8 protein-coding genes are annotated in these 11965 nt (G+C 42.7%); 6 read left to right on the top strand and 2 right to left on the bottom strand.

The genetic code is table 11. The features are described from left to right. Positions 1 to 37: 37 nt before the first annotated feature. The 3 genes from atpH (at position 38) to GGD38_RS10430 (ending at position 5234) form a co-directional block, all read left to right on the top strand. Positions 38 to 601, top strand: a complete 564-nt coding sequence (gene atpH, locus GGD38_RS10440) for an ATP synthase F1 subunit delta (RefSeq protein WP_375298049.1) — start codon at positions 38 to 40, stop codon at positions 599 to 601. A 33-nt stretch (positions 602 to 634) separates the two neighbouring features. Next, on the top strand, positions 635 to 2215 hold the full coding sequence (gene atpA / locus GGD38_RS10435) for a F0F1 ATP synthase subunit alpha (protein ID WP_375298050.1): 1581 nt from the start codon (positions 635 to 637) through the stop codon (positions 2213 to 2215). A gap of 1696 nt (positions 2216 to 3911) precedes the next feature. Continuing rightward, positions 3912 to 5234, top strand: a complete 1323-nt coding sequence (locus tag GGD38_RS10430; protein WP_375298051.1) for a T9SS type A sorting domain-containing protein — start codon at positions 3912 to 3914, stop codon at positions 5232 to 5234. A 123-nt stretch (positions 5235 to 5357) separates the two neighbouring features. On the opposite strand, the gene GGD38_RS10425 is transcribed toward GGD38_RS10430, so the two are convergent. After that, complete coding sequence (locus tag GGD38_RS10425; RefSeq protein ID WP_375298052.1) at positions 5358 to 7796, bottom strand: T9SS type A sorting domain-containing protein; 2439 nt, start codon at positions 7794 to 7796, stop codon at positions 5358 to 5360. 182 nt (positions 7797 to 7978) lie between these two features. Further along, positions 7979 to 8260: a hypothetical protein gene (locus tag GGD38_RS10420; protein WP_375298053.1), complete on the bottom strand. Its 282-nt coding sequence runs from the start codon at positions 8258 to 8260 to the stop codon at positions 7979 to 7981. Between the two features lie 360 nt (positions 8261 to 8620). Here GGD38_RS10420 and GGD38_RS10415 point away from each other — a divergent pair, with 360 nt between their 5' ends. From GGD38_RS10415 to GGD38_RS10405, 3 genes are all read left to right on the top strand, one after another. Further along, positions 8621 to 10891, top strand: a complete 2271-nt coding sequence (locus tag GGD38_RS10415) for a carboxypeptidase-like regulatory domain-containing protein (protein ID WP_375298054.1) — start codon at positions 8621 to 8623, stop codon at positions 10889 to 10891. Positions 10892 to 10919: 28 nt separating this feature from the next. Then, positions 10920 to 11558 (top strand): hypothetical protein, encoded by a 639-nt coding sequence (locus GGD38_RS10410; protein ID WP_375298055.1) that lies wholly within the window; start codon positions 10920 to 10922, stop codon positions 11556 to 11558. A 69-nt stretch (positions 11559 to 11627) separates the two neighbouring features. Beyond that, positions 11628 to 11921 carry a winged helix-turn-helix domain-containing protein gene (locus tag GGD38_RS10405; protein WP_375298056.1) on the top strand — a complete coding sequence of 98 codons (294 nt, stop codon included), beginning with the start codon at positions 11628 to 11630 and terminating at the stop codon, positions 11919 to 11921. The last annotated feature ends 44 nt before the right edge of the window (positions 11922 to 11965 follow it).

Raw genomic sequence — 11965 nt, 5'->3', positions numbered from 1 at the left:
CCATTATCACATTATCACATTAGCAAATTATCACATTATGCCAAACCCTCGTTTAGCGGCGCGTTATGCAAAAAGTTTGATTGACCTGGCCAACGAAACGAACCAGTTGGAATCGGTGTATAAGGATATGCTGTACCTTCAGGCAGTTTGTAAGGAAAGTCGCGAATTTTTAACATTGATGCGTAGCCCGGTAGTAAAGGCCGATAAAAAGATAGCGATTGTACTGGCGGTAACTAAAGGTAAAATAAGTGAACTCACTGATTCCTTTAACCGGTTAATGATCACAAAGGGTCGCGAATCATATCTTCCCGAAATTAGTTCTGCATTTATAGATCAGTACAAACTTCAAAAAGGTATTCATACAGTAAAGCTTACTACAGCTGTACCTGTTACCGAAGATGTGAAAAATCAGATCATTGGCCAGGTGCAAAAGCAAACCAACCTGGGTAATATTGACCTGAAGTCTACTGTTGATGAAGATATCATTGGCGGTTTTGTTCTTGAAATTGGCGATACGCTTATAGATGCCAGTATTGCGTACGATTTGAACAAGATCAAAACGCAATTCATGAATAATGATTTTATTTATAAGATAAGATAGTTAACACACAAAAAAAACTATAAACGGTTATATATGGTAGAGATAAAACCCGATGAGATATCTGCGATATTGCGTCAGCAATTGAGCAACTTCAACGCAGCCGCCGACCTGGAGGAAGTGGGTACTGTATTACAGGTGGGTGATGGTATCGCTCGCGTGTATGGTTTAAATAATGTACGTTCTGGTGAGCTGGTTGAGTTTGAGAATGGTGTACGTGCAATTGCCCTTAACCTTGAAGAAGACAACGTGGGTGTGGTATTGATGGGTGAAAGCGGTGATATTAAAGAAGGCGCTAAAGTACGCCGTACCGGTAAGATCGCGTCTCTTAACGTAGGCGAAGGTATGCTGGGCCGTGTGGTAAATACATTGGGTGAGCCTATCGATGGTAAAGGTCCCATCACTGGCGACAGATATGAAATGCCCCTGGAGCGTAAAGCGCCTGGTGTAATCTTTCGTGAGCCGGTAAAAGAACCATTGCAAACAGGTTTGAAAGCGATTGATGCTATGATCCCCATCGGCCGCGGACAACGTGAGCTGATCATTGGTGACCGTCAAACCGGTAAAACTGCTATTGCAATTGACACCATCATCAACCAGAAAGAATTTTACGCTGCCGGTAAACCGGTATTTTGTATATATGTTGCCATTGGTCAAAAAGCATCAACCATTGCCGGTGTGATGAAAACTTTGGAAGACAATGGCGCTATGGCTTATACAACTATCGTAGCTGCATCAGCTTCTGATCCTGCTCCGTTACAGTTCTATGCGCCATTTGCCGGTGCTGCTATCGGTGAATTCTTCCGTGATACCGGACGTCCTGCCCTGATCATTTATGATGATCTGTCAAAACAGGCCGTAGCTTACCGTGAGGTGTCACTGTTGCTTCGTCGTCCTCCTGGCCGTGAAGCTTATCCTGGTGACGTATTCTACCTGCACAGCCGTTTGCTTGAGCGTGCTGCGAAAGTTATCAACGACGACTCTGTGGCAAAGAACATGAACGATTTGCCCGATTCAATAAAACACCTGGTAAAAGGTGGTGGTTCACTCACCGCATTACCTATCATTGAAACACAGGCGGGTGACGTATCTGCTTACATTCCTACAAACGTGATCTCGATCACCGATGGACAGATCTTCCTGGAATCGAACCTGTTCAACTCAGGTATTCGTCCGGCCATCAACGTAGGTATCTCTGTAAGCCGTGTAGGTGGTAACGCACAGATCAAATCAATGAAGAAGGTGGCTGGTACGCTGAAGCTCGACCAGGCCCTTTACCGCGAGCTGGAAGCCTTCTCTAAATTCGGTGGCGACCTGGATGCGGCTACAAAGAATGTGATCGATAAAGGTGCCCGTAACGTGGAGATCCTGAAACAGGCACAATATTCACCTTTCACAGTTGAAAAACAGGTAGCAATCATTTACCTGGGTACACAGGGTTTGTTGAAGGAAGTACCGGTAAAGAAGGTAAAAGAGTTTGAAGAGCACTTCCTGTTGGAAATGGAGAACAAACTGCCCGATGTACTGGCTGAGTTCAAAAAAGGTAATTTGTCTGATGATGGTGTTAAGAAGCTGGTTGCTTTGGCAAACACGTTGATACCTCAGTACAAAGCTTAATTAATATAGTTTTACTATATAAGAGCCACTCGTTTAACGGGTGGCTTTTTTGTTTGGGGGTGGTTAGTTGACTAGTGAGTTGAAAAGTTAATAAAGGTTATAGAGTTGATAGAGGGAAAGGCAGTTATTCAGTTGTTCAGTTATTGAGTTATTCAGTTGACGAAATAATCAGGAGGCTGAGTAACGGCGAACTTTCCGCCATGGCAGCTTTCACGTTTGCCGTTTCACGTTTTACGATAAGCGAGGCTCAAAGATTCAGGCTCCATTGCCGATTCACGATTGACGATTGCCGGGAGTAACACGTAACTTAATAACATTCCCATTATGCGAACTTTTCCCAGCGTAAAAAAAAATCTAAAAAAGTAATATTACTATTGCATAATCAAGAACCAGTTTGGATATTTGTGAACCGATCAGAGTTGCTGATCTAAAATCTCACCCAATCTCCTGTTAGAACCCGTACCGGTTACTTCGATTATTATTATCGCCCCAATTTTCCTTGAAAACTACCTGATCTCGTTACCCAATTCCTCCTGTGGATTACTTTATTCCGGTCCCAATAAAAACGTATCTGTACAAGCATGTACCTTTTGAAACAAATAAGTATAAGAGTTAATTCAGCTTGCAATCAACTGATTGTTGCACTGGTTCTTACTACATCTGCATGTTTGTTCTCACATACTACTTCAAGGGCCGAAATAACCGCTCGTAGCGGCCATGTAAATACTAATTTATTTAACTGTATTTCAAATAAATGTAACGGTGGGGTTTGCTCAATGTAAGCTTACCCAACCCAGATTGAACCGGTTACGTATTATAATACCGGGGATGGTGTGTAGAAATGAAAGACGTGTGAGCTGAAATGTGAAATTTTTAAATGTGTGATGCTGGAAGCAACGGTTCATATTGAGTTTGTGTAATAAGTGTTATGTATGTATAAAAGTACCCTGCTAATAAACACGCGTTGATAGCAGTACACAAAGAGATTTGAGAGTTTATTTTAAAGGGTACGATCAACAACACCGTCCCGTTTCTACGGGATGGTTTTTTAAAAAATCACAAGAGACCTTTTGTCTCATTGCCATCCTTCCTATCTGAATACCTCAACCGAAATTCAATCATCTGAAGCCCCCGTTACAGGCGCTGTAGTTTAACCACAGTTAACAATTCGCATACTACTGCATTGCGCAATGCCGCTGCAGTTTATATAAAGAGTTTATTTTAAAGGGTACGATCAACAACGCCGTCCCGTTTCTACGGGAGGGTTTTAAAAAAAAGCACAAGGTCTTGTGCCTTGCACCTTGGATCCTGTACCTTAAAAAAGATATTTAGGACGGACCAGGAAGTAAGAACCGGGATCTTATGTCGAAGCGTAAGATCCCGTTCCTGGAACTTAAGAAATAGGAACATAAAGAGTTTATTTTAAAGGGTACGATCAACAACGCCGTCCCGTTTCCACGGGAGGGTTTTTAAAAAAGTACCAATACTGCCCACTGCATATTATATCCGCTGTTAGTGAATAACTAAATCCCATTTCCTTTCTCTGCTTCCGATATCAAATTCAATGTTTCAGCCCTGCGGGGAATTACTGCACTGTTTACCTGATCTGTGATCGGCGCTTTTAGTCGTGTTCGTACAGGCACCTGTATGTGCTCCTGTGCGCATGTCATCACGTATAATTTCAAAATTTAATCACATGAGTAAGCTTTACCCAAAACCCAAACAACTGCTGTATTTCGCTTTTAATGCCTTTTTGGCCCTGTTGATGATGCTGGCCGCTGTTTCCACCACGCAGGCACAGGGCCTGGAGTTTAAAGATGCTTCATTGGTGCAGGGGCGCGAGGGCCAGGATGGCGCCGTTTATAAGTTCCCCAATGTAGCGCCCAATGTGAATGGCTTTATAAAGATCGCTGGCCGCTCTTCTTCGGCCGTTAAATTATCAACAATCGATCTTACCAGCACTGGTTTTAACAAGGCCTTTCAGCCCCATATTGCCTATGAAAAGAAGAACGCAGGTAAAAGCGAACGCGACTGGTGGCTCGAATTTGAGATCTCTTTTCATTCCACCATAGATAGTACGCCCGTAACCATTTCAACAATGGACCTTACTGCGCTTGATATCGACGGCGACGATGATATCAATGAATGGGTTGCCCTGTACAATCTTACAACATATACTACCGAGCAGCGCACTTCATTATCGGTAGACGATCTGTTGGAAAATATACTTAGCACATTGACGCTTACCGGTAAAAAGTTTTCCGGCCCTAATAAAGATTATTCCGGTATCGATACCAGTGCTACCAAATTAATGGCCACTGCCCAATACCTCAACAAAAATAAAATGCGCGTTCGCGCCGGCGGTCATAGCGATAACAGGGATATTGATACCGAGCGCATGTATTCGTTCTGGTTCAAATCATTTACGTACCAGGCGCCTGTAAATGGTACGTTACCCGTGGTATTGAGTGCTTTTACGGCAAAGAAGAATGGCAGCCAGGCTGTGTTGAACTGGACCACCGATGTGGAAGAGCATGTAAGTCATTTTGTAGTTGAAAAGAGCCTGAACGGCACAGCGTTCAATGAGGCGGGGGTAATATTCACCGAAGGTAACAACAGTACCCTTCGCCGTGAATACAGCTTTAAAGACGATCTGAAGGCCGTTACAAGCGGTTTTGTTTATTACAGAATGAAGATCGTTGATATGGATGGAAAATATGAGCACAGCGCCACACGCATCATTAAGATGGATGCTGATAATACAACGGCGAAAATCATTACAGTATATCCCAACCCGGTTACAGGCGAATTACGAATAACACTGGCCGCCAGCTGGCAGGATAAAGCGGTGAGCATTCAACTAATGAATGCCAATGGCCAAAACATAAAGCGAATAAGCAATAACATCGCCGGTCAAACTGCTACGGTTAATGTTAGCGGTATGGCGCCGGGAATATACCTGCTGCAGGTATCGGATGGCAAGGAAACAGCGGTGCAGCGATTTATAAAAACGAAGTAAGCACAGCGCCCCTGGCAGGAATATCGCTGTAGTGAGCATGTAAAAGAAGAGGTCCGAAAGTAGCTTTCTGAAAAGAAAGCCGCTTTCGGACCCTTATATTTTTCTACTTTCCGGAGGACCTGATTATTGCTTCAACAGTTTTTTCTGGAATGACTGTTCTCCTGCTTTAACATCCAACACATACATGCCTTTTTTGAGGCTGGTAGGTAGGTTAATGAGGATTGAATTAACACCCATAGTTAAGTTTTCTGTTGTGCTGTAAACCTGTCTTCCAACCACATCTAACAATCTGATACGAACCTGTTCATTTGTTTTTAAACTGATGCGTACGTTGATGCTGCGATCGAAAGGATTAGGTTTTGCTGCTACTTCAACATCTGTAAGGCTCAGCGTTACTAATCCTGAATAGCTGAAGTTGCCGCTTTTTTCAACAACCTTCAAACGATAATGACGAAGAGGAGCGAAAGTATGTTCAACATCGGTATACTGGTAAGTGTTGGTTGAGCTGTTAAGGCCTTTACCAGCTACTTTAGCCATAAATTTAAATGCAGAACCATTTTCAGAGTATTCAATATCATAATACGCTATGTTATCATCGCCGATCATTGACCAGTTTAAAACCGATCTGTCGCCATTAAGGCTACCTTTCAGTTTCAGGTTTTGCAAAGGCAATACCCCATCTGAATAGAAACAGGTAGGCGTTTGACCTACGTTTGTAGGGTCACTTGAGTTTACGAACATTACGTTACCATCGGCATCGAGCAGGGTAATACGGCTCTGGTTACATACCTGTTTATTAGGCTCTGTTACAACGTTAAAGGTTACTACTGCTCTGTTTGCTGCTCCTGGTTTTACAATACCATCATCTTCTCCCTGGGTTTTTACCAGGCGGCCACCTGAAACGGCAAACGGCATAACTCCTGCTACATCAGCTACTGCAACCCCATTCATTTTTGTAGTACCGGGTAAGTATACAGTGCTTGGGGGAATGTAATCGTACATGTAAACACCCGCTGCATTTACGTTACCAATGTTCTCTACAGTAATTGTATATACAACGGTATCGCCGCCATTTACGGTTGTACTGCCGTTTATGTTTTTATACGATTTATCGGCAATGATAGAGCTGGCCAGTACAGGGAAACCACACGCAGAATAGTCGCCGCTTGTGTATACGTATTGTGAAGTTGAGTTGATTTTTGAAGCCACCATTGTTTGCAGGTTAACCTTGTATATATCTCTGAAGTTACCGTTGATATATACATTGCCATTAGCATCGATAGCCAGCGATTGAGAATATTCATAATCTGGCCAGCTTGCATTAGGACCGTTGGAAACAGTTCCCATGAAGTGGGCGACTCTTGTAACCGGGTTGATCTTATACATGTTGTTGCTGTTGGCGATCATGTATAATTTACCAGATCCGTCGGCAAACAGATCACCTCCGCCTTCTGAGAATATATCTCTGCTACCGTTTGTTGTCGCATTGGACAATGCTATTGGGGGGTCAATAGTGAAGATGTTTCCGGGAGAAATGCTAAACCTGATCAGCTCCCGGGCATTTGAGGTAAGTGCATAAAAGTAACCGTCAGAGCCCTTACCCATACGGTTTACGTTATAGCCAGAGCTGTTATTGGTTGTTAGAAATTGGTTGGTCCTGTAAAACTTATCTGTATCGCGGTCGTAATAGCTCAGGTATGGCTTGTTTGGAACAGGATTGTCGTTGTTGTTTGAAAGGGTGTTGTTTACAAAATAAATTCTGTTTGAATCCCTGTCGTACGCGATGGCTGCACAACCCTTCAGAAAATCGATCTTTGTACCACTACCCCCTGCGCCAAAGTGTTTAACATTATTTATTGTGTCGGGAAGTGTATACTGAGGTTCGCCACCATTAACCCCTGTAGCGAGGAGTGATCCTGGCGGTATATTGTTTACAGGAGGAGTAACGTTCACGGTCCTGAGATAACTATACGGGTCCTGGTTAGTACCGTCGGTAAAATAGGGATCTGGGTTTACTGTAGTAACCTGGTAAATAACGTTACATGCCGCATCTACCGTTACAGTTGTTTCAACGGTATTGGTAGCCTGAATGGTGGCAACACCGTTTTGTGTGGCATCGATGGTAGCATTGTTAAAGATCTTACCGCCGTTGGCCGTTACCTTCACCTGGAATGTAACAATAGCTTCTGCGCCAGGGGCCAGAATACCAATTCCATAAGTTGGCGAATTAATGTAACCGCCGCTGCCGGCGTAAGGCATTTTACCACTTACATCGGGCACCCCGGCGCCATTTAATGTGGTAGTGCCTGGCATATACGCTACACCATAAGGGATGTTGTCGTACAGTTTACTGGCAACGAAGTTTTGGGTAGTTTGATTGGTGATCCTGATAGTGTAAGTAATTAAGTTACCTACCAACGCGGTAGCACCACCACTACCTGATGAGTTGTTAAAGGCGCCTTTAGTAAAAAGAAAATCTGCTTGCGCCTGCAAGTTTGCCTTAAAGCCAAATAGCAATAAGGTGAAGAGCAGCGCTCTCAAAGGGTAGAATTTAAAATTCATAGGTTCCGGATTTACACATGAAAGTTTTCTAATTTAATTCATCATAATAAAGAAACAGGCCTCGCGCTGCTTCATAAATTATAACCTATATTCTTTCTATTTAGTTTTCGTTTGGGTTTTTCGTTTATTACTCGTTTAGTTTCATTTTACAGAGTTTTAAAAAGTTATCTATAGTAAATGTATCAGTTGTTTAGTATCAGTTCAGTCAGTGTTATTTCCGTTTTTAAGTGAACATTCTTTGCCTGTAGGGGCATATGTTCTTTGTTAAATAAATGATAATATCCAGGTAAACTTGCAGAAACAGAGATCAGTGAATAGAACGATGCAGGGGGCTTGGCTAAAAAGGAAAAACTTTCCCTTAACCGTTGGGGCATCAGCAGTGCACAGATAACTGCCGGGGTTATACGGTGGTCAAAGTCACCTAAATGAATAGGTGCTAATGAAGGAATTTTGATCCTTTTCATAGTTTACAGTACGGATATAAATCAATTAAAAGCGAAATTGGCACTTATTCGCCAATCGTACAACGCAAAAGCACTACGGATATTTTACGGGTAAATATGTACCCATTTTAGATATAAAATATTAAAAATAAACGCTCTATCAAATCTGGTATAAATCAATTGATAACAGATAGCGTGATAATTACATTTAATAAAAAAATATCTCAATTAAGTGATAATCAGTAGAATGAGTAATAATAAGCGTATATTCCATGATTGGGAGGAATGGGGATAAGTTTCGAAAATATTTTGGTTTATACTGTAAACTAATTTGGTTTATGTCGTAAACTAAATTAGGTTTGGGCTACAAAATACCAACCAATGCTTCCCTTATTACCGCTGCTTGTATTGCTCTTATCCTTTTTGGCCGGTTCCGCTCAAACTGTTGTTTCAGGTAAAGTAAAAGACGGAAAAGGCCATCCTGTACAGGGAGCCAGTATAACCATAAAAGATACTTATGATGGCGCTACAACCGACTCGCTTGGCGCTTTTCAATTCAAAACAACCGAAAAGGGCGGGCAAACCATGCTGGTTACTTCCATTGGTTTTAAGCTGTATGAGCAAAAAGTTACTATTACCGGCGCTACCTTAAAATTTGATGTGGTGCTAAAACAGGAGCCCAATGAATTAACGGCCGTTACCATAACTGCCGGTTCTTTTGAGGCCAGCGATACCAAACGCACCACTGTATTGAATCCAATAGATATTGTTACCACCGCCAGCGCCAATGCCGATATAACCGGCGCCATTAAAACCCTGCCCGGCGCCCAACAGGTAGGGGAAAGCGAAGGATTGTTTGTGCGTGGTGGCACTGCGCAGGAAACAAAAGTATTTATTGATGGCACCCTGGTAAATAACTTCTTTTTTAGCAGTGTGCCCGATATAGCATCGAGGGGCCGCTTTTCTCCGTTTATATTTAAGGGCACCGTGTTCAGTGCCGGCGGTTACTCGGCACTGTATGGTCAGGCCCTTTCTTCTGCCCTTATTCTTGAATCGGTCGACCTGCCCGATCAATCGTCTGCCAGTGTTGGCGTTTCAACCGTTGGCCTCAATGCCGGCTTTCAAAAACTGTCGAAGAAGAAGAATGCCAGCTGGGGCGTTAATTACAATTATGTAAACCTGGTAGCCTCTTTTGCCGTAATAAAACAACGCCCTGATAATTTCAAAATACCTGAGTTTCATAATGCAGATTTTAACTTTCGCATTAAGACATCAAAAACCGGTATGTTGAAGTTTTATGGTTATTTCAACTATAACCGCCTGGGCGTACGCCGGCCCGATATTGATTCAACCGACTTAAAAAATGCCTTCGGCCTCACCAACTTTAATTTATATGGTAATTTATCGTGGAAAGAAAAGCTGGGCCGCAAATGGCATTTGTACATGGGCGCATCTTATAGTACCAATACCGATAAAATAGGAAATGAATTGCAGAACCCGCAGAACCTGCCTGTGTTTGTAAGCGATGAACCCTACGATACCAAAAGCTTTCAAGTAAAGCAGTACGGCGACCTGGCAACAATAAAAACAGTGCTCGAAAGAAGGTTGTATGGTTTAAGCGCCATTCGCTTCGGCGGTGAGTACATGTACTTTACCGATAAAAATAAATTTACCAATAAGTATACGACCGACTATGTAATGGAGGCTGACGATCATTTTAAAGCAGCCTTTGCCGAAGCGGATATTTATATCACCAACGACCTGGCTGCAAAAGTAGGTGGCCGTTTTGAGCATAGTTCATTAATGGAAAAAACAAATCTGGTGCCACGTATATCGCTGGCATATAAAGTAGGCAATAAGGCCCAGGCTTCGCTGGCCTATGGTATTTTTTATCAAAAGCCCGAGAAAGATTATTTCCTGCGCGGTTATGCTTATAACGACCTGGTGTATACTAAAGCCACCCATTACATAGCCAACTACCAACGGGTAAGTAGGGATTATACATTACGCATTGAAGCATTTTATAAAAAGTATGAACAGCTGATAAAAACATACGGCACCAATAGCAATGGGGTTATTGACAGTATTGGCAATGGTGGTTATGGCAAGGCCCAGGGTATTGAACTGTTCTGGCGCGATCGTAAGACCCTGAAGAATGTTGATTACTGGATCTCTTATTCTTACCTTGATACTAAAAGAGATTACCTGAATTATCCCTATGCCATTCAACCCAACTTTGCAGCAACACATACGGCCAGCCTGGTGGTTAAAAAATTCGTTACCAAATTAAAGACACAGTTCAACGGTTCGTATACGTTTGCAACCGGCCGCCCGTATTATAATATAAGATATAACAACAACGCGGGTAAGTTCCAAATTGCCGATCAGGGAAAAACCATTGCTTACAACAGCTTAAGCTTTAGTGTGAATTATCTGCCCAATATTGGTAATCCCAAAGCAAAACGATTTGCCGTATGGGTGTTTTCGGTTAACAATGTGTTGGGCAGCGATCAGATCTTTGGTTATAACTATTCCTATAATGGATTGCGAAAAGATCCTGTTCTGCCTACTTCGCGCCGCTTCGTATTCATAGGATGTTTCCTGAGTTTTGGGGTCGACAGAAGCGACGATGTTATCAACAGCAACTTATAAAAACACTATAAAACAAAAACCAATCATCATGAAGAAAATGTTTATTGCACTTCTTTCGCTTGCCTTAGCCGTACAGGGATTTGCACAAAGCGAAAAGTTCACCAAGGCCATGACGAGCACCCTTGTTCAGTTGGATTCTGCAAAAACCGCTGACGATATGTTATCTGTCTCCGCATCATTTGAACGTATTGCCGATGCTGAAAAAACACAATGGCTGCCTTATTATTATGCCAGCCTTGGCCAGGTGTTGTATGCGTTTATGAAGAACGATATGGCCAATAACGATGGTTTTGCTGGTAAAGCCGAAACATTACTTAATAAAGCCGATGCCCTGCAACCTAATAATTCTGAGATCAGTTGTGTAAAATCAATGATAGCTACCCTGCGTATGCTGGTTAATCCACAACAACGCTGGCAACAATACGGCGCCACCATTACAACAGAGTTGGACAATGCAAAAAAGCAGGACCCTACCAACCCAAGGCCTTACTATTTGCAGGGCCAGAATTTGCGCAATACACCCGAGCAATTTGGGGGTGGTTGCAACACCGCCAAACCCGTGCTTGAAGAAGCGGTGAAAAAGTTTGAAGCTTTTAAACCGGCCAGCGCCATTGCGCCCAGTTGGGGAAAAGACTTTGCCCAAAAAACACTGGCCACCTGTAAATAATTGCAACGGTCCACGTATGGGATGCAACTGTGCGTGGACCGTTTTCTTCTTTTATGGAAAGAACGAACCATGGAGTTTAAAGATCTGGATCCAATATTACATTCCCAACTTCGACTGGCAGTGGTTTCACTTCTCATTAGTATGAAGGAGGCCGAGTTTACGTTTATTCGGGAAAAAACGAATGCTACAGCCGGTAATTTAAGCGTACAAATAAATAAGCTAAAAGAGGCGGGGTATATTGACGTGGTGAAGCAAAGTAAAGACAACTACCCGCAAACCATGTGTAAAATAACACCTGCCGGTGTTGCGGCTTTTGATGAATATGTAAAGAACCTGCAGTCGTACCTGGGGGTACATAAATAAAAAAGGCCCCCGCCTTTTGGTAAAAGCAGGGGCATTATACTTGT

The sequence above is a fragment of the Niastella sp. OAS944 genome, from assembly GCA_024809215.1.
In the GTDB taxonomy this organism is placed as follows: domain Bacteria; phylum Bacteroidota; class Bacteroidia; order Chitinophagales; family Chitinophagaceae; genus Niastella.
Note: the sequence above shows the minus strand (reverse complement) of the source record. Positions and strands in the feature narration are given on the sequence as shown.